General features: G+C 71.2%; 19 protein-coding genes and 1 pseudogene. 12 read left to right on the top strand and 8 right to left on the bottom strand.

Features of this window, described 5'->3' with window-relative positions; translation table 11 throughout:
• Positions 1 to 13: 13 nt before the first annotated feature.
• The 3 genes from AB0M16_RS11370 to AB0M16_RS11360 all read left to right on the top strand — a co-directional run bounded on the left by AB0M16_RS11370 (position 14) and on the right by AB0M16_RS11360 (position 1,054).
• Positions 14 to 130 (top strand): SGM_5486 family transporter-associated protein, encoded by a 117-nt coding sequence (locus AB0M16_RS11370; RefSeq protein WP_365341355.1) that lies wholly within the window; start codon positions 14 to 16, stop codon positions 128 to 130.
• A gap of 148 nt (positions 131 to 278) precedes the next feature.
• The gene (locus AB0M16_RS11365) at positions 279 to 500 is read left to right on the top strand and encodes a hypothetical protein (protein ID WP_365341353.1); all 222 of its coding nucleotides are present in this window, start codon (positions 279 to 281) and stop codon (positions 498 to 500) included.
• Positions 501 to 535: 35 nt separating this feature from the next.
• Complete coding sequence (locus tag AB0M16_RS11360; protein ID WP_365341351.1) at positions 536 to 1,054, top strand: histidine phosphatase family protein; 519 nt, start codon at positions 536 to 538, stop codon at positions 1,052 to 1,054.
• 108 nt (positions 1,055 to 1,162) lie between these two features.
• Here the strand turns inward: AB0M16_RS11360 and serB are convergent, their stop codons facing one another.
• Positions 1,163 to 2,395 (bottom strand): phosphoserine phosphatase SerB, encoded by a 1,233-nt coding sequence (gene serB, locus AB0M16_RS11355; protein WP_365341349.1) that lies wholly within the window; start codon positions 2,393 to 2,395, stop codon positions 1,163 to 1,165.
• Positions 2,396 to 2,617: 222 nt separating this feature from the next.
• Here serB and AB0M16_RS11350 point away from each other — a divergent pair, with 222 nt between their 5' ends.
• Entirely contained in the window at positions 2,618 to 5,188 is a 2,571-nt protein-coding gene (locus AB0M16_RS11350) for an FHA domain-containing protein (RefSeq protein ID WP_365341347.1), read from the top strand.
• 79 nt (positions 5,189 to 5,267) lie between these two features.
• Here the strand turns inward: AB0M16_RS11350 and AB0M16_RS11345 are convergent, their stop codons facing one another.
• The 3 genes from AB0M16_RS11345 to AB0M16_RS11335 all read right to left on the bottom strand — a co-directional run bounded on the left by AB0M16_RS11345 (position 5,268) and on the right by AB0M16_RS11335 (position 8,115).
• On the bottom strand, positions 5,268 to 6,038 hold the full coding sequence (locus tag AB0M16_RS11345) for a transglycosylase SLT domain-containing protein (protein ID WP_365341345.1): 771 nt from the start codon (positions 6,036 to 6,038) through the stop codon (positions 5,268 to 5,270).
• A gap of 290 nt (positions 6,039 to 6,328) precedes the next feature.
• Complete coding sequence (locus tag AB0M16_RS11340) at positions 6,329 to 7,414, bottom strand: S-adenosylmethionine:tRNA ribosyltransferase-isomerase (protein WP_365341343.1); 1,086 nt, start codon at positions 7,412 to 7,414, stop codon at positions 6,329 to 6,331.
• A complete protein-coding gene (locus AB0M16_RS11335; RefSeq protein WP_365341341.1) occupies positions 7,411 to 8,115 on the bottom strand; it encodes an SDR family NAD(P)-dependent oxidoreductase in 705 nt (234 codons plus the stop codon). The genes AB0M16_RS11340 and AB0M16_RS11335 overlap by 4 nt, the downstream gene beginning before the upstream one ends.
• Before the next feature lie 186 nt (positions 8,116 to 8,301).
• Between AB0M16_RS11335 and AB0M16_RS11330 the strand changes: the two genes are divergently transcribed.
• The 3 genes from AB0M16_RS11330 (at position 8,302) to AB0M16_RS11320 (ending at position 10,462) form a co-directional block, all read left to right on the top strand.
• Positions 8,302 to 9,447: a GAF domain-containing sensor histidine kinase gene (locus AB0M16_RS11330; RefSeq protein ID WP_365341339.1), complete on the top strand. Its 1,146-nt coding sequence runs from the start codon at positions 8,302 to 8,304 to the stop codon at positions 9,445 to 9,447.
• Complete coding sequence (locus AB0M16_RS11325; protein WP_365341337.1) at positions 9,440 to 10,087, top strand: response regulator transcription factor; 648 nt, start codon at positions 9,440 to 9,442, stop codon at positions 10,085 to 10,087. The genes AB0M16_RS11330 and AB0M16_RS11325 overlap by 8 nt, the downstream gene beginning before the upstream one ends.
• A 129-nt stretch (positions 10,088 to 10,216) precedes the next feature.
• A complete protein-coding gene (locus AB0M16_RS11320) occupies positions 10,217 to 10,462 on the top strand; it encodes a chaplin (protein WP_365341335.1) in 246 nt (81 codons plus the stop codon).
• Between the two features lie 168 nt (positions 10,463 to 10,630).
• On the opposite strand, the gene AB0M16_RS11315 is transcribed toward AB0M16_RS11320, so the two are convergent.
• Positions 10,631 to 11,422: a hypothetical protein gene (locus tag AB0M16_RS11315; RefSeq protein WP_365341333.1), complete on the bottom strand. Its 792-nt coding sequence runs from the start codon at positions 11,420 to 11,422 to the stop codon at positions 10,631 to 10,633.
• Between the two features lie 152 nt (positions 11,423 to 11,574).
• On the opposite strand from AB0M16_RS11315, the gene AB0M16_RS11310 reads away from it, so the two are divergent.
• The 4 genes from AB0M16_RS11310 to AB0M16_RS11295 all read left to right on the top strand — a co-directional run bounded on the left by AB0M16_RS11310 (position 11,575) and on the right by AB0M16_RS11295 (position 14,783).
• A complete protein-coding gene (locus AB0M16_RS11310) occupies positions 11,575 to 12,372 on the top strand; it encodes an ABC transporter ATP-binding protein (protein ID WP_365341331.1) in 798 nt (265 codons plus the stop codon).
• 70 nt (positions 12,373 to 12,442) lie between these two features.
• Positions 12,443 to 12,871: an NfeD family protein gene (locus AB0M16_RS11305; protein WP_365341329.1), complete on the top strand. Its 429-nt coding sequence runs from the start codon at positions 12,443 to 12,445 to the stop codon at positions 12,869 to 12,871.
• Positions 12,872 to 12,967: 96 nt separating this feature from the next.
• Complete coding sequence (locus tag AB0M16_RS11300) at positions 12,968 to 13,918, top strand: SPFH domain-containing protein (protein WP_365341327.1); 951 nt, start codon at positions 12,968 to 12,970, stop codon at positions 13,916 to 13,918.
• Positions 13,919 to 14,009: 91 nt separating this feature from the next.
• Positions 14,010 to 14,783, top strand: a complete 774-nt coding sequence (locus tag AB0M16_RS11295; RefSeq protein WP_365341325.1) for a sulfite exporter TauE/SafE family protein — start codon at positions 14,010 to 14,012, stop codon at positions 14,781 to 14,783.
• 87 nt (positions 14,784 to 14,870) lie between these two features.
• On the opposite strand, the gene AB0M16_RS11290 is transcribed toward AB0M16_RS11295, so the two are convergent.
• The 3 genes from AB0M16_RS11290 to AB0M16_RS11280 form a co-directional block, all read right to left on the bottom strand.
• Entirely contained in the window at positions 14,871 to 15,377 is a 507-nt protein-coding gene (locus tag AB0M16_RS11290; RefSeq protein WP_128976739.1) for an HNH endonuclease, read from the bottom strand.
• 170 nt (positions 15,378 to 15,547) lie between these two features.
• Positions 15,548 to 16,081, bottom strand: a complete 534-nt coding sequence (locus AB0M16_RS11285; RefSeq protein ID WP_365341323.1) for a YbhB/YbcL family Raf kinase inhibitor-like protein — start codon at positions 16,079 to 16,081, stop codon at positions 15,548 to 15,550.
• Positions 16,082 to 16,121: 40 nt separating this feature from the next.
• A complete protein-coding gene (locus AB0M16_RS11280) occupies positions 16,122 to 16,904 on the bottom strand; it encodes a sporulation protein (protein ID WP_365341321.1) in 783 nt (260 codons plus the stop codon).
• Between the two features lie 80 nt (positions 16,905 to 16,984).
• Between AB0M16_RS11280 and AB0M16_RS11275 the strand changes: the two are divergent.
• Positions 16,985 to 17,724 (top strand): annotated as a pseudogene (locus AB0M16_RS11275) (DNA-3-methyladenine glycosylase).
• The last annotated feature ends 419 nt before the right edge of the window (positions 17,725 to 18,143 follow it).

The raw sequence follows: 18,143 nt of genomic DNA, 5'->3' as shown, positions 1-18,143 counted from the left end.
CGAGACTGATCCCATGCCCGTACTCGAACCGAACCCCCCGAACGGCCAGAAGAAGCTCCTCATCGTCTTCGGCGCGATGATCGGCATCACCGTCGTCATCGGCATCATCGCCTCCATCGCCTCGCCCTGAGCCCGGCGCGGTAGGGCTGTCCCCCCCGTCCCCTAGGGGGCGGGTATCAGGGTGAAGTGGGTGGATCACCTGATGGGCCGGAAGGTCCGCGCTCCGTACGGTGGAATCACCGAAGCAGAACCGGAGATCCCATCCCACGGAGGCGGCCATGACGGCGCGAACCCCCACCGGCGCCCAGGCGGTCCGGACGGCCCCGACGATGTACTCCGGTGTCGACACCCGGCTGCCCTGGTGGGCGCTCACCCTGCCGGTGGCCGCCTTCATCGCCCTCTTCCTCCTCATCACGGGACCGGGAGACGCCCAGGCACTGGGCGGTGAGGCAGGGCTGGGACGCGTTCTGGAGCAGGTCCAGCAAACGCTCTCACTCTGAGTCGGGTCCGCCCGATCCGTGCGAAGCTGTGGTACATGAGCGTCGACACACCCCGCAGGATCGTGCTGCTCCGACACGCCAAGGCGGACTGGCCCCAGACCTCCGACCACGAGCGCCCGCTCGCCGAGCGCGGCCGTACGGACGCCCCCGTCGCGGGCCGCAGGCTCGCCGACACCGGCATCGCCTTCGACCTGGCCCTCTGCTCGACCGCCGTCCGGACCCGGGAGACCTGGAAGCTCGCCGTGCAGGAGCTGCCCGAGCGCCCCAGGACCGTCTACGAGGAGCGGATCTACGAGGCCTCGCCGGGCGAGCTCATCGCCGTGATCAACGAGACGCCCGAGGACGTGCGGGACCTCCTGCTCATCGGCCACAACCCCGGGATGCACGGCCTCGCCGACGTCCTCGCCGGTGACTCCGAGGGCGACAGTCTCGTCCGGATGAACCGGGCCGGCTTCCCGACCTCCGCCTTCGCCGTGCTGACCGTCAACGGCTCCTGGAAGTCCGTCGAGCCCGGCGTGGCCACCCTCGTCGACTTCTGGACCCCGCGCGCCTGAGCCGTCCGCTCGCGCTCGTGCGCGGGTGCCCGCCGCCCGGCCGCGGTGCCACCCGGCGCGCGGAAGGGCCCGGCCGTCACCCGACGGCCGGGCCCTTCCGCGTACCGGTCAGTGCAGCAGCTCGCCCGTGCCGCCGTCCGCCGCCTCGACCTCCTCGCGGGTGATGCCCAGCAGGTAGAGGACGGTGTCCAGGAACGGCACGTTGACCGCCGTGTCCGCGGCCCGCCGCACCACCGGCTTGGCGTTGAACGCCACCCCGAGACCGGCCGCGTTCAGCATGTCCAGGTCGTTGGCGCCGTCGCCGATCGCGACCGTCTGCTCCAGCGGCACCCCGGCCTCCTCGGCGAACCTGCGCAGCAGCCGTGCCTTGCCCGCGCGGTCCACGATCATCCCGGTGACCCGGCCGGTCAGCTTGCCGTCCACGATCTCCAGGGTGTTCGCCTGGGCGAAGTCGAGCCCCAGCTGCTCCTTGAGGTCGTCGGTGACCTGGGTGAAGCCGCCGGAGACGATGCCCACCTGGTAGCCGAGCCGCTTGAGCGTCCGGATCAGGGTGCGCGCCCCCGGGGTCAGCCGCACCTCGTCGCGGACCTTGTCCACCACCGACGCGTCGAGACCCGCCAGCAGCTCCACCCGGGCGTGCAGCGACTGCTCGAAGTCCAGCTCGCCGCGCATGGCCGCCGCCGTCACCTCGGCGACCTTGTCCTCGCAGCCGGCGTGCGCCGCGAACAGCTCGATGACCTCGTCCTGGATGAGCGTCGAGTCGACGTCCATGACCACGAGCCGCTGGGCCCGCCGGTGCAGTCCGGCGGAGACCACGGCCACGTCGACGCCGACCGAGTGCGCCTCGGTGGCGAGGGCGGTGCGCAGCGGTTCGGTCTCACAGCCCGAGACGGCGAACTCGACCGCCGTCACCGGGTACTTGGCCAGGCGGAAGATACGGTCGATGTTGCCGCCGACCTCGGCGATCCTGGCCGCTATGGCCGCCGTCTGCTCGGCGGTCAGCGGGTGGCCGAGCACGGTCACGTGCGAGCGTCCCTCACCGCGCGGACGGTTGTCGCCCGTGCCCGAGATGATCTCGGCCTGCAGCTTCATGGACTCGGCCCAGCTGTGCACGGTCGCGCGCAGCTCGCCCTGGGGGGCGACGGTCGGCTCGGTGACGAGCGCGCACAGGACGAGCCGGCCGCGGGACACGACCTGCTCGATGTCCACGACGTCGACCGAGAAGGCGGCGAGGGTGTCGAAGAGTCCGGCGGTGATCCCGGGACGGTCCTTCCCGAAGATCTTGACGAGAAGAGTGGGAACGTCCGCGGTGGGAACGTCCGATGTCTGCGATGCGCTCATGGTGCTTCCACCGTATCGGGCACCGGGTGCCACCCGACTCCCCGTCCCGACTGACGGACACCCGCCTGGCCCCGGACGTGCCACGTACGGGTGCTCCGCGCGGGCATACGCAAGCTCTTCACGCGGCCCGACTTTCGGATACGGGCCGGGGCCTGAAATAGTTCCCCCGGATGTTCACCATCCCTGGGCTCCCGAAGACGGGGGTGCATCGGGGGACAAGTAGTGGGGCATGGAGTGCCAGAACTCGTACTGGAATTGAATGGAAGGACCTGGACCCTCGATCCGTCCAGGTCGTACACCCTGGGCCGTGATCCCCAGGGCGACCTGGTGATCGACGACGCCAGGGTCTCGTGGCGGCATGCCACCATCAGCTGGGGCGGCCGGAGTTGGGTCATCGAGGACCACGGCTCCACCAACGGCACGTTCGTACAGGGCCAGCGGGTCCACCAGGTGGAGATCGGTCCGGGCTCGGCCGTCCACCTCGGCAACGCGACCGACGGCCCGCGGCTGAATCTCGCCGCCACCGGTGCGCCCGCGGCGCAGCAGGCCGTCCCGCAGCAGCAGCCGGCGCCGCACGCCGCGCAGCAGCCCGCGCACCTCGGGGTGCACCAGGAGGTCACCCACCAGGGCCCGCCGCAGCAGCAGGCCTGGAAGCAGCAGGCGCCGCAGCAGGGCCAGGCCCCGCAGGCGGTTCCGCACCAGCAGCCGCACCAGGGGCCGCCGCAGGTCCCGCACCAGCAGGCCGGCCCGCAGGGCGCCTACCCGGTCCACGGCGACCGCAGCCCCACGACCTTCCACCAGCTGAACCTCGGCCGGGTGATGCGCATCGGCCGTGCGCTGGAGAACGAGCTGGTCGTCTCGGACCTCCAGGTCTCGCGTCTGCACGCGGAGTTCCACGCGACGCCCGACGGGCGCTTCGAGATCCGCGACCTGGGCTCGCACAACGGCACCTACGTCAACGGTCAGCCGATCGCCAAGAACGGCACCGTGCTCATCGGCCCCAACGACATCGTCGGTGTCGGCCACTCGACCTTCCGGATCGTCGGCAACCAGCTCGAGGAGTTCGTCGACACCGGCGAGGTCTCCTTCTCCGCGCGCCACCTCACGGTCACCGTCGACGGCGGCAAGCAGATCCTCAAGGACGTCACCTTCGGCGTCCCCGAGAAGTCGCTCATCGGCGTGATCGGCCCCTCCGGCTCCGGCAAGTCGACCCTCCTCAAGGCGCTCACCGGTTACCGGCCCGCCGACCAGGGTGACGTCCTGTACGACAACCGCAGCCTCTACAAGCAGTTCGCCGAGCTGCGCCAGCGCATCGGTCTGGTCCCGCAGGACGACATCCTGCACAAGGAGCTGACCGTCCAGAAGGCGCTGCGCTACGCGGCCAAGCTCCGCTTCCCCGGCGACACCGCGGAGGCCGAGCGCGAGGCCCGGATCGGCGAGGTGCTGCGCGAGCTGAAGCTCGACATCCACAAGGAGAAGAAGGTCACCTCGCTCTCCGGCGGCCAGCGCAAGCGCGTCTCGGTCGCCCTGGAGCTGCTGACCAAGCCCTCGCTGATCTTCCTGGACGAGCCGACCTCCGGCCTCGACCCGGGTATGGACCGCGACGTCATGCAGCTGCTGCGCGGCCTCGCCGACGACGGCCGCACGGTCCTCGTCGTCACCCACTCGGTGGCGGAGCTGGGCCTGTGCGACAAGCTGCTCGTGATGGCGCCCGGCGGCTCGGTGGCGTACTTCGGTCCGCCGGAGGAGGCGCTGAACTTCTTCGGCTACTCCACCTGGGCCGACGTGTTCTCCGCGTTCGAGAACTACCGCGACTACGACTGGGCGGGCCGCTGGAAGGGCTCGCAGCACTACCAGATGTACGCGGCGGAGATCGACGCCGTCGCCGCCCAGCCGGTCCAGCTGCCGCAGCAGGCCCAGCAGGCGCTGGCCCGCCCGCCCAAGCCGCAGGGCTGGGGCTCGCAGCTGTGGACCCTGATCCGCCGCTACGTGTCGGTGATCGCCTCGGACAAGGGCTTCCTCGCCCTGATGGTGATCCTGCCGGCGGTCCTCGGCGCGGTCTCGGTGGTCATCCCCGCCGACTTCGGTCTCGGCCGGCCCACGCCGCCGTCCCGCTTCAACGGCGACGCCGGCACGATCATGCTGATCCTCGCGGTCGGCATGTGCTTCTCGGGTGCGGCCAACTCCGTACGAGAGCTGATCAAGGAACGGGTCATCTACGAGCGGGAGCGCGCCACCGGCCTGTCCCGCTCCGCGTACCTGATGTCCAAGGTCATCGTGCTCGGCGTGATCACCGCCTTCCAGGGCGTGATCATCTGCGGCATCGGCTTCTCCACCCGTGAGCTGCCCGCAGAGGGCCTGTTCATGCCGCCGGCGGTCGAGCTCTGCGTGCAGGTCATCGCGCTCGGCCTGACCTCGATGATGGTGGGCCTGGTCATCTCCGCCCTGGTGAAGACCGCCGAGAAGACCATGCCACTGCTGGTCATGTTCGCGATCATCCAGGTCGTGTTCACCGGCATCCTCTTCCAGGTCTACGGCTCGCCCGGCCTGGAGCAGTTCGCCTGGCTGATGCCCTCCCGCTGGGGCATCGCCGGCGCCGGCACCACGCTCGACCTGGCGCACCTCATGCCGCCGTGGGACCACAAGAACCCCGGCAACACCGACGCGCTGTGGGAGCACACCGTCGGCCAGTGGAGCCTCGACCTCGGCATCCAGCTGCTCATGGCCACGGTCTGCTGCGTCCTCGTGGCGCGGCTGCTGCGCCGCCACGAGCCGGAGGTCATGCGCAAGTAGGCACGGCTCGCCGAGCCGTACGACGCCCGAGGGCGGCACCCCTGCACGGGGTGCCGCCCTTCGGCGTGTCCGAGGCGACTCAGTACGCGCTGTTGACGTTGTCGATCGAGCCGTAGCGGTCGGCCGCGTAGTTGCAGGCGGCGACGATGTTGGCGACCGGGTCGTACTGGTCGAACTTGGTACCGGCGATGTGGTACGCCTTGAAGGTCGGGTAGATGACCTGCAGCAGACCCTTGGACGGGACGCCGTTGATGGCGTTGATGTCCCAGTTGTTGATCGCGTAGGGGTTGCCGCTGGACTCGCGCATCACGTTCTTGTAGATGCCGTGGTAGGTGCCCGGGATGTCGTGCTTGTCCATGATGAACAGCGCCTCGCGGATCCAGCCGTCGAGGTTGTTCGCGAAGACCGGCTTGCGGGCGGCGGCGCGGCTCGCGGCCGCCTTCGCCTCGGCGCGCTTCTTGGCGTCGGCCTTCGCCTTGGCCGCGGCCTTCGCCTTGGCGTCGGCCTTGGCCTTCGCGGCGGCCTTGGCCTTGGCGTCCGCCTTGGCCTTCGCGGCGGCGGCAGCGGCCTTGGCCTTGGCGTCGGCCTCCTGCTGCGCCTTGAGGGCGAAGGCGGAGCTCTGCTCGGCAAGGCCGGCGGCGAGCGCCTTGGCCTGCGGGCTGTTCGCGTCGTACGACCACGCGACCTGCTGGGGGTGCGCGAGGGCCTGGGGCTCGGTCTCGGTGGAGCCACCGTTGCCCTGGACGAGAGAGAAGCCGAGCGCTGCGGCGCTCAGAGCGGCGACGCCGGCGATCGTGGCCTTGTGGGTCTTCTTCAGACCACGACTGTGGCCAGGGGTGTTCGCAGACATGCAGGACTACCTCTTCGAATCGCTGGGGGTCGCTCAGGCCGGGGCGGCGCTGCGCCTGCTCGGCGGCGACGGACGCAATTCTTAGCGGCAGCAAAATCCCGTGGCAAAGGTGTGACGTACGATCCCCGGTAGTGGATCAGGGGTCGCACGACGAGGCCGCCGAACCGGTCCGTGACCAGTTCTGGCGGCCCTCATCTGCCCTTTATCTGTCCACTAGGGGGATTCGTAAGTGACGTGCGCCCTATGCGCGGGCTCACATCGGGCCCGTAACGGTCTCACCCGACGTTGCATCAGTGATGCGCACAGTGAGGACCCTCCTCCGGGAGGATGAGGTGGACGTCCCCGAACTCGTGCCAGAGGTAGCGCTCCCGCACCGCCTCGGCGTACGCCCGCCGCAGCGCGGGCCGCCCCGCCACCGCCTCCAGCATCAGCAGATGCGAGGCCGCCGGCTCGTGCAGCCCGGTCAGCAGCCCGTCCACCACCCGCACCCCCCGCTCCGGCGTGACGACGAGATCCGTCCACCCCGAGGCGGCCCGCACCACCCCCTCGTCGGCTGCCGACTCCAGCGCCCGCACGGCCGTCGTGCCCACCGCCATGACCCGCCCCCCGCCCGCCCGCGCCGCGTTCACCAGCCACGCGGTCGCCGCCGGCACCGCGAAGCGCTCCGGGTACGGCGGCTCGTGCGCCTCCGTCGACGCCACCCCCGTGTGCAGCACCACCGGGGCGAACTGCACCCCACGGCGCACCAGGTCCGCCACCAGCCGCGCCGTGAACGGACGCCCCGCGCTCGGCATCTCCGCCGAGCCCGCCCCGTCCGGCGACGGCAGCGCGAACACCGTCCGGTACGCGGCCACGGGCTGGTCCCGCTCCGTATAGGCGTAACGGATCGGCCGCCCGTACCGGGCCAGCAGCCCCGGCACCTGCGTGTCCGGCCGCGCCCACCACAGCCGCGCCGCCCCCGGCGCCAGCGGTTCCTCGAGGACCAGCCGCGCCCCGCCCGGCAGCCGCACCACCGCCCCCACGGGCCCGCCCGGCCGCGGCCGGGTCGTCCCGGCCCCGACCGGCTCCCGCAGCTCCACCGCCCACCGGCCGTCGTCACCCCGCGTCGAGAAGTGCACGACCACCGGCTCCCCTCCCGGCTCCGCGCCCAGCCGCCCGTCCACCGCCGCCGCCAGCGTCACCGAGGTGTTCACCACCAGGACGTCGCCGGCCCGCAGCAGCCCCGGCAGCTCTCGGAACACCCGGTGCGCCACCTCCGTACCCCGCGACACCAGGAGCCGTACGTCGTCCCGGCCGCGCCGCGGCCCCCGCTGCTCGGCCGGCACCCGGGCCGACAGTTCCTCCGGGACGGACAGTCCGTCGAGCAGCACGGTCACCGTTCCACCACCCCGAGCAGCCCCCCCGCCGCGTACCGACCGCTCGGCGGGCGCTCGTCGAGCAGCCGCAGGAACGCCGGGGCGACCTCCTCCGGGGTCGGCGTGCCCGTCAGGTCCTCGCCCGGCTCCGCCGCCGCCAGCATGTCCGTGCGCATGCCACCCGGATCCACCCACCACACCCGCAGACCGGGCTCCTCCACCGCGAGCACGGCCGACAGCAGGTCGAGCGCCGCCTTCGTCGCCCCGTACGCGCCCCAGGTGCGGTACGCCACCGCCGCCGCGTCCGAGCTGACGTCGACCACCGCCCCCGCGGGCGACTCGCGCAGCAGCGGCAGCGCCTCCTGGACCAGACCCAGTGGGGCCACCACGTTCGTCTCCAGGGCCGCCCTGAACCGGTCCAGCGGATGCGCCTCCAGCGGCACCAGCGGCTCCACTCCCAGGATCCCCGCGTTGTTCACCAGCAGATCGACCCCGCCGAGCCCCTCCGCCGCGGCCACCAGGTCCTTGCGGTGCCCCGCGTCCGTGACGTCACCCGGCACCGCCGCCACCCGGACCCCGAGCCCCCGCACCTCACGCGCAGCCTCCTCCAGCACGGACGGCGTACGGGCGTCCAGGACCAGGTCCCAGCCCCTCCCTGCCAGCGCGAGGGCCAGCGCACGCCCCAGGCCCCTCGACGCCCCCGTGACGATCGCGACAGGCATGTGCCCCATCCCCTTCTCAGCCGTGCCCCGTGAACCGATGCGATCCAGCCTCGTCGCCCCTTCCGCCCGGCCGCCTCGTCCGCCGGCCCCGACCGCCCAGGGAACTTCGACCTAGGCCCCCGGTCCCGGTCCACCGCCGTCCCCGGGCGGATACGGACCGTCACACCCCGCCGGTACGGTGAACACATGAGCCATCGACCCAGCTCCGGACTGGCCGCCGTGAGCAGCGCCCTGCTGGCGATGAACCGCCAGATGGAGGTCCGCGACGTCCTCAAGACGATCGTCGCCTCGGCCCGCGAGCTGCTCGACGCCGAGTACGCGGCGCTCGGCGTCCCCGACGACCACGGCGGCTTCGCCCAGTTCGTCGTCGACGGCGTCAGCGACGCGCAGTGGCGCGCCATCGGCCCGCTGCCCCGCCAGCACGGCATCCTGGCCGCGATGCTCCACAAGGCCGAGCCCGAGCGGCTCGTCGACGTCCGCGAGGACCCCCGCTTCGAGGGCTGGCCCGACGCCCACCCCGAGCTGTCCGACTTCCTCGGCCTCCCCGTCCGCGACGGGGACGAGATCCTCGCCGCCCTCTTCCTCGCCAACAAGCGCTGCCCCAAGCCGTACGGCAGCTGCGGCTTCACCGCCGAGGACGAGGAGCTCCTGTCGATCCTGGCCCAGCACGCCGCCATCGCCCTCACCAACGCCCGGCTCTACGAGCGCAGCCGCGAGCTCACCATCGCCGAGGAGCGCTCCCGGCTCGCCCACGAGCTGCACGACGCCGTCAGCCAGAAGCTCTTCTCCCTCCGTCTCACCGCCCAGGCCGCCGCCGCGCTCGTCGACCGCGACCCCGGCCGCGCCAAGGACGAGCTGCAGCAGGTCGCCGAGCTCGCCGCCGAGGCCGCCGACGAGCTGCGCGCCGCCGTCGTCGAGCTGCGCCCCGCAGCCCTCGACGAGGACGGCCTCGTACACACCCTGCGCACCCAGATCCAGGTCCTCGACCGCGCCCACACCGCCCGGGTCAGCTTCGACAGCGCCGGCGTCCGCGCCCTGCCCTCCGCCCAGGAGGAGGCCCTGCTCCGGGTCGCCCAGGAGGCCCTCCACAACGCGCTGCGCCACTCCGGCGCGGAGCGCGTCACCGTCTCCCTCGGCCGCAGCGGCCAGGGCGCCCGGCTCACCGTCACCGACGACGGCAAGGGCTTCGACCCCACGACCGTCCGCAGCGCAGGCCGCCACCTCGGCCTGGTCTCCATGCGCGACCGGGCCGGCGGGGTCGGCGGCACGCTCACGGTGACGTCGGCCCCCGGCCGGGGCACCACGATCGAGATGGAGGTCCCCGGTGGCTGAGAAGATCCGTGTCCTGCTGGTCGACGACCACCAGGTCGTCCGCCGCGGCCTGCGCACCTTCCTGGAGGTCCAGGACGACATAGAGGTCGTGGGGGAGGCCTCCGACGGCGCGCAGGGCGTCGCCGCCACCGAGGAGCTGCGGCCCGACGTCGTCCTCATGGACGTCAAGATGCCCGGCACCGACGGCATCGAGGCGCTGCGCCGCCTGCGCGAGCTCGGCAACCCCGCGCGCGTCCTCGTCGTCACCAGCTTCACCGAGCAGCGCACCGTCGTCCCCGCGCTGCGCGCGGGCGCGTACGGATACGTCTACAAGGACATCGACCCCGACGCCCTCGCCGGCGCGATCCGCTCCGTCCACGCCGGCCACGTGCTGCTCCAGGCCGAGGTCGCCGGCGCCCTGCTCAGCCAGGACGAGCACGGCCAGGGAGGCGGCTCGGGCCGCGGCTCCACCCTCACCGAGCGCGAACGCGAGGTCCTCGGCCTGATCGCCGACGGGCGCTCCAACCGGGAGATCGCCCGCGCGCTCGTCCTCTCCGAGAAGACGGTCAAGACGCACGTCTCGAACATCCTCATGAAGCTGGACCTCGCCGACCGGACCCAGGCCGCGCTCTGGGCCGTACGGCACGGCCTGACCTCGTAGGTACGACTGTTCCCCTTTTCATACCGTCGTGTGTATGTCCCCCGTTCGGCGCAACCCGGCGGGGGCGGCGGCGTTCTCCAAGGCGTGCTGCGGCGGACCGGCCGCAGCCACGACCAGGAGGAACCCGAAGTGAACAAGCTCAAGAAGGCCGCTGCCCTCACCATGGTCGCCGGTGGCATCGTCGCCGCCGGTGCCGGTGTCGCCTCCGCCCACGGCGGTGCCGACGCCCACGGGCAGGCCCTCAACTCGCCGGGCGTCGCCTCCGGCAACCTGGTGCAGGTCCCGGTCCACGTCCCCGTGAACGTCTCCGGCAACACGATCAACGTGATCGGCCTGCTCAACCCGGCCTTCGGCAACGTCGCCGTCAACCACTGACGCGACAGCCGAACCACCGGCCCCCGGACGATCCCCCGGGGGCCGGCCCGTTTCCTCTCGCCCCCGCGGCTCACGCCGCTCGGCGCCGCGGCGCCTCTCGGGCACGCCCCGCCGGGGCGGACTCCGCCCGGCGGGCGGGGACACGCGGGCGTGGGCGTGGTCAGGTTCCTAGACCTCCCGTTCCCGCTCCCTCTCCTCCACGTAGGCGTTGTACGCGGCCACCTGCGCGCGTCGCGCGACCCGCTCCACCGGGCGCAGTGCCGCCCCGCGCGCCGCCATCTCCGCGGCGCTCACCGCACCGCCGTGGCCGTGGTCGTAGGCCAGGTCCACGAGGAGGCCGATCCGCTGGGCGAGCTCCAGGACGCGGACCGCGCGCGCCGGATACCCCGGGGCCAGGACCTCGCGACCGACCTCCGCGCGGGCGCGGTAGGCGTCGCGGGCCGCGTCGGCGGCCGGGCCCGAGGCGGCGACGTCGAGCCGGGTCAGCACGGTCGTCGCCTCGCGCAGCGCGTCCGCCAGCTCCCGCTCGGCCTCGCTCAGCGACGGCACGTCCGCCGGCGGAGCCTCCCGCACCGCCAGGCAGTGCCAGACCACCTCGACGTGCAGATCGCCCGCGGGACCCGCCTCCGAGACCGCCGGCACCAGCCCGTACGGCGCGCCGAAGCCGACCACGGCCTCCTCCGCCTCCAAGGCCCGGGCGTTGAACTCCGGCGGACCGCTCAGCCCCAGCGGATGCCCCGGCGCGGGCAGCGCCACCCGCCAGCCGGTCACCCCGAGCCGCCGCAGCCGCCCGAGCGCCAGCGTCAGGCCCACCGGCCCCGCCTCGCCCGGCAGCCCCTCCACGCGGTGCACCGCGTCCTCCCCGACAATGGCGAGCGCCGCGTCGTCCGGCGACACCGCCCCGGCCAGCAGGGCATTGCCCCAAGCGGCCAGACGTCCTGAGCGTGGTTCCGAAAGCATGCCCCCAGCGTAGGGACTCGCACGGGCCCCGAGGCGCAAAGCAAGCCCTAAGGACCGGCCCGGCCCGCCGGTGGCGTAGGTTTTCCCTGGACGCCGCGCCCACTGGCGCAAGGCGGTGACACGACTCGACCGCAAGGGGAGACAACGCGACCATGAGCGATGTACTGGAGCTGGTGGACGTATCAGTGGTCCGCGACGGACGCGCTCTGGTGGACGAGGTCTCCTGGTCGGTCAAGGAGGGCGAGCGCTGGGTCATCCTCGGCCCCAACGGCGCCGGCAAGACGACGCTCCTCAACATCGCCTCCAGCTACCTCTTCCCCACCAAGGGCACCGCCACCGTCCTCGGTGAGCGCCTCGGCGGCGTCGGCACCGACGTCTTCGACCTGCGCCCCCGCATCGGCGTGGCCGGCATCGCCATGGCGGAGAAGCTCCCCAAGCGCCAGACCGTCCTGGAGACCGTCCTCACCGCCGCGTACGGCATGACCGCCACGTGGCACGAGGACTACGACCCGGTCGACGAGCAGCGCGCCAAGGCCTTCCTCGACCGCCTCGGCATGACCGACTACCTGGACCGCAAGTTCGGCACCCTCTCCGAGGGCGAGCGCAAGCGCACCCTCATCGCCCGCGCGATGATGACCGACCCCGAGCTGCTGCTCCTCGACGAGCCCGCCGCCGGCCTCGACCTCGGCGGCCGTGAGGACCTGGTCCGCCGCCTCGGCCGGCTCGCCCGCGACCCGATCGCGCCGTCGATGATCATGGTGACCCACCACGTCGAGGAGATCGCCCCGGGCTTCACCCACGTCCTGATGATCCGTCAGGGCAAGGTCCTCGCCGCCGGCCCCATGGAGACCGAGCTGACCTCCCGCAACCTCTCCCGCTGCTTCGGCCTGCCGCTCGTCGTCGAGCACGTCGGCGACCGCTACACCGCGCAGGGCCTGCCGCTGAAGTGACGGTACGGGCGTCGTCACCGCACAGGACCGCGCCCTGTCCCGTATTGCCCCACCGCCCTACCATGACCATGTGGACATCGACGCATGGGTCTGGTGGTTGATCGGCGCGGTGGGGCTCGGCATTCCCCTCGTTCTCACCGCGATGCCCGAGTTCGGCATGCTGGCCGTCGGCGCGGTCGCCGGAGCCGTCACCGCGGCCCTCGGCTTCGGCGTCGTCGCCCAAGTCGTCGTGTTCGCCGTCGTGTCCGTCGCCCTCATCGCCGTGATGCGCCCCATCGCCGCCCGGCACCGCGACAGCCGCCCCCGGCTCGCCACCGGCATCGACGCCCTGAAAGGACGTCAAGCCGTCGTGCTGGAACGGGTCGACGGCTCCGGCGGGCGCGTCAAGCTGGCCGGCGAGGTCTGGTCCGCCCGCACCCTCGACTCCGGACAGACCTTCGAACCCGGCGAACAGGTCGACGTCGTCGACATCGACGGAGCCACCGCCGTCGTGATGTGACCGAACCTCGCCCATGACCCTCCGCGGTCTGGGAAACTCGATCATCGAGATCATCCTCTGGTCATCTACCCGGCAGCGAAGGGCACAGGGAACACGATGTCAGCAGTCATCATCGTCCTGATCATTCTGGTGGTGCTTGTCTTCATCGCCCTGATCAAGACCATCCAGGTCATCCCGCAGGCGAGCGCCGCCATCGTGGAGCGCTTCGGCCGCTACACCCGCACGCTCAACGCAGGCCTGAACATCGTCGTCCCGTTCATCGACCGCATCCGCAACCGGATCGACCTGCGCGAGCAGGTCGTCCCCTTCCCGCCGCAGCCGGTCATCACGCAGGACAACCTGGTCGTCAACATCGACACCGTCATCTACTACCAGGTGACCGACGCGCGCGCCGCCACCTACGAAGTCGCCAGCTACATCCAGGCCATCGAGCAGCTCACCGTCACCACCCTCCGCAACATCATCGGCGGCATGGACCTGGAGCGGACCCTCACCTCGCGCGAGGAGATCAACGCGGCCCTCCGCGGCGTCCTCGACGAGGCCACCGGCAAGTGGGGCATCCGCGTCAACCGCGTCGAGCTCAAGGCGATCGAGCCGCCCACCTCCATCCAGGACTCGATGGAGAAGCAGATGCGCGCCGACCGCGACAAGCGCGCCGCGATCCTCACCGCCGAGGGCATCCGCCAGTCGCAGATCCTGACCGCCGAGGGCGAGAAGCAGTCCGCGATCCTGCGCGCCGAGGGTGAGGCCAAGGCCGCCGCGCTCAAGGCCGAGGGCGAGGCCCAGGCCGTCCGTACGGTCTTCGAGGCCATCCACGCCGGCGACCCCGACCAGAAGCTCCTCTCGTACCAGTACCTCCAGATGCTCCCGAAGATCGCCGAGGGCGACGCCAACAAGCTCTGGATCGTGCCCAGCGAGATCGGCGACGCCCTCAAGGGCCTCTCCGGCGCATTCGGCAACGTCGCCCCGGGAGTTCCCGGCTTCAACACCAAGGGCGGCCCGTCCGTCGACATCCCCGCCCGCCGTGAAGAACCCCCCGTTGACTGACACGTACACGTAATCTCGGGCATGATCGGTACGAGCCCCTCGACTCCGGCGCGCACGGGGCGGGGAGGCGACTCACCGAACCCGTAAGGAGATGGCTTTGTCCATCTGGGAAATGCTCGCGGTCTTCGCGGCAGGCACCGCCGCCGGAACCATCAACACCATCGTGGGATCGGGAACGTTGATCACGTTCCCGGTCCTCCTCGCCACCGGCCTCCCCCCGATCACCGCGAACGTCTCCAACGCCCTCGGCCTCGTCCCCGGATCCATCAGCGGCGCCATCGGCTACCGAAGCGAACTCAAGGGCCAGACCGCCCGCGTCCTCCGCCTCGGCACCGTCGCCCTCCTCGGCGGACTCGTCGGCGCCGTCCTGCTCCTCGCCCTGCCCTCCGACGCCTTCGACGCGATCGTCCCCGTCCTCATCGGCATCGCCCTGGTCCTCGTCCTCCTCCAGCCCCGCATCGCCGCCGCCGTCCAGCGCCGCCGCGAGGCCAGCGGCACCGAGGCCCACCCCCACGGCGGCCCCGCCCTCCTCGTCGGACTCTTCCTCGCCAGCATCTACGGCGGCTACTTCGGCGCCGCCCAGGGCGTCCTCTACCTCTCCCTCATGGGCCTGCTGCTCCACGACACCCTGCAGCGCATCAACGCCGTCAAGAACATCCTCGGCGCCGTCGTCAACGGCGTGGCCGCGGTCTTCTTCCTCTTCGTCGCCGACTTCGACTGGACCGCCGTCCTCCTCATCGCCGTCGGCTCCACCATCGGCGGCCAGATCGGAGCCAAGGTCGGCAAGCGCCTGCCCCCCACCGTCCTGCGCGGAGTGATCATCGCCGTCGGCATCGTCGCCATCCTTCAACTCACCCTGAGGTGACGCTGACGCCGAGGACATGACGGAGGGCCCGCCCCGGACGGGGGCGGGCCCTCACGACACACGCGAACCGGCACGCACGGCACAGGCCTACGCGGCCTGCCCGGCCAGCCAGTCCGGAAGCTCCGACCGCTCCGCCGCCTTCAGCGCGAGCAGCATCGCGTCCTGCGGCGTCGGCACGAACGGCTGGTGCAGCAGCGGCATCCCCGCCTGCTCCGGAGTCCGGTCCGCCTTGCGGTGGTTGTCCTCCGCGCACGAGGCGACCGTGTTCAGCCAGTGGTCCCCGCCCCCCTGCGCCCGCGGCACCACATGGTCCACCGTCGTGGCACGCTTCCCGCAGTACGCGCACCGGTGCTGGTCCCGCACCAGCACACCCCGCCTCGACCACGGAGCCTGTCTTCGGAACGGCACCCGTACGTACCGGCAGAGCCTGATCACCCGAGGCACCGGCATGTCCACGGCGGCCGCCCGCACACGAAGACCAGGGTGTTCCTGTTCCACGACGGCCTTGTCCTGCAGGACAAGCACCACCGCACGGTTGAGTGTCACCGTCGAAAGCGGCTCGAAGCTCGCGTTCAGTACCAGCGTGTCCCGCATTGTGCCCACCTCCCGTGTGCCGGCCCCAGCCCCCCGTGTAGAGGCTCCGGGCTTGGATCAACTCTGGCCGGGCGCGCCGGGTAGGACAACGCAATATCCGCGCAAAGAAAGATGCCCGCTTCTGATCTCTCCAAGACCAGAAGCGGGCAAACAACGGGCGAAGCTCAGCCTTACGCGGGGATCTCGTACTCCGCGACGAGTTGGGCACGCCCGAGGGTGTGGAAGCGCAGGTTGAAGCCGACCGCGGCCGGCGAGGTGTCGGCATCGGGACCGAGCTTCTCCTGGTCCACCGCGTACACCGTGAAGACGTACCGGTGCGGACCGTCCCCGGGCGGCGGGGCGGCCCCGCCGAAGTCCTTCGAGCCGTAGTCGTTACGGGCGTGCACGGCACCCGCCGGCAGCCCCTCGAACGCACCCGAACCGGCTCCTACGGGCAGCTCGGTCACCGACGCCGGGATGTCGAACACCACCCAGTGCCAGAAACCGCTGCCGGTCGGGGCGTCCGGATCGAAGCACGTCACCGCGAAGCTCTTCGTCTCCGCCGGGAAACCCTCCCAGCGCAGCTGCGGTGAGGTGTTCCCCTCGGCGTACACCTGAGCGTCCTTGAGCACCCCACCCTCCACGACGTCGTCGCTCACGACCGTGAACGACGCCACCGGCGGATGAAAGTCATGGGGAAGCGGCGCCCTCTTGCCCTCGGCCACGTCTCAACCTCCTGTCGCTGCCTGCCCTACGGCACCGAGCCTAGAGCCAGTTGCGACGCCCACCGACCTCAGCCAGCCACTGGTTCAGGTACGCCGCCCAGTCGGTCGTGTGGAAGTCGTGCAGGCCGACCGTGAAGGAGCGGTACGAGTCGCTGCCCTCGGTGAACAGGCCCGGCTTCTTGTCCATCTCCAGGACGACGTCCATCTCCCGGTCGTCCGCGACGAAGCTGACCTCGACCTGGTTCAGACCCCGGTACTGCGCCGGCGCGAAGAACTCGATCTCCTGGTAGAACGGCAGCTTCTGCCGCGTCCCGCGGATGTGACCGCGCTCCATGTCCGCGTTCTTGAAGCGGAAGCCCAGCTGGATGAACGCGTCCAGGATCGCCTGCTGCGCCGGCATCGGGTGCACGTTGATCGGGTCCAGGTCGCCCGAGTCCACCGCGCGCGCGATCTCCAGCTCGGTCGTCACCCCGATGTGCATCCCGCGCAGCTGCTGGCCGGCGATCGCGGTGACCGGCGTCTCCCACGGGATCTCCAGACCGAACGGCACCACGTGCACGGCACCGGCCTGCACCTCGAAGGCCCCGCCGAGGCGCACCTTCACGAACTCGATGTCCTGCTTGTACTCCTGGTCGTTGCCCTCGACCTCGACGCGCGCCTGCAGTCCGACGGAAAGCCCCTCGATCTGCTGGGCGACCGAACCGCCCTGGATCCGCACCTCACCCTGGACGACGCCACCCGGGACGACGTTCTCCTCGGTCAGTACGGTCTCCACGGACGCCCCGCCCGCACCCAGGCTCGCGAGCAGCTTCTTGAACCCCATGTCCTGCGTCCTCTCCTTGTTGGTCTGTCCCTCTCCATACGCGCCACGAAGGTAGCCGGTTCCCCGTACCCTCGAACGCCATGAGCGAGAGCCCCGACCGTACGCCGCTCCCGCGGAGCCCCCTCGACCGCCCCGCACGGGAGGTCGCCCCGGATCCGCTCGGCCGCACGGCCCGCAACGGCACCTCCGGCATGTCGGGGCCGCGGGCATGAACGTCGACCGCCTCTCCCGTCCTGCTGAGGAGGTCGCCCCCGTACTGCTCGGGAGCGTCCTCACCTGCGAGACCCCCGAGGGAACCGTGAGCATCGCCATCACGGAGACCGAGGCGTACTCCGGTACGGCCGACCCCGCCTCGCACGCCTACCGGGGCCGGACACCCCGCAACGCCGTCATGTTCGGACCCGCAGGACACCTCTACGTCTACCGGTCCCACGGGCTCCACTGGTGCGCGAACATCGTCACCGGGACGGAGGGCACCGCCTCTGCCGTCCTCATCCGGGCCGGCCGGGTTATCGAGGGGGAGGACCTGGCCCGCGAGCGGAGAGGTGAGGGCGTCGAGAGCCCGCGCCTCGCCCGGGGTCCGGGGAACTTCTGCCAGGCACTCGGCATCACGGGAGAGCACGACGGGGCAGATCTCCTGACAGGCACCTCGGTCAGGTTGTCCGAGGGCGACCCGGTTCCCACCGCGCTCATCCAGGTCGGTCCTCGGGTGGGCGTGAGCAGGGCCCACGACTGGCAGCACCGCTTCTACCTCGCCGGTGATCCCACGGTCTCGGCGTACCGACTGAGCCCGAGGGCCAAGCCGTCCCCCGGAGCATGAGCCACCGCGCAACCCTCGCGCCCACGGCCACACGCCGAGGGGACACGCGGGTCAGGGCTCGGCTTGACTCGGGTCACAGAGATGCGTAATGTAGCCCGAGCCGCATGAGACGGGCAGTGCTTACTGAGCCTCCCGTAGCGGCCATCCACTCCATCACAACGATTCCCAACCGGGCTTTTTTCGGCATGCCGAAATCTGTTCCAAATGGCTCGATTATGAGTCGCCAGGGAAATCCGCTAAAGTAGTGGACACGCCGGAAGGCCTCGGAAAAGAAGACGAAAGTCGGAAAGCCGGGACCGGAAAGCACCGAGGAAATCGGATCGGAAAGATCTGATAGAGTCGGAAACGAAGGAAGCGCCCGGAGGAAAGCCCGCGAGGGTCGGTACGAAGGAAGCGTCCGCACCTTGAGAACTCAACAG

It is taken from the genome of Streptomyces sp. NPDC051921, assembly GCF_040680975.1.
Classification (GTDB): Bacteria; Actinomycetota; Actinomycetes; order Streptomycetales; family Streptomycetaceae; genus Streptomyces.
This window is presented reverse-complemented; position numbering and strand designations above follow the sequence as displayed.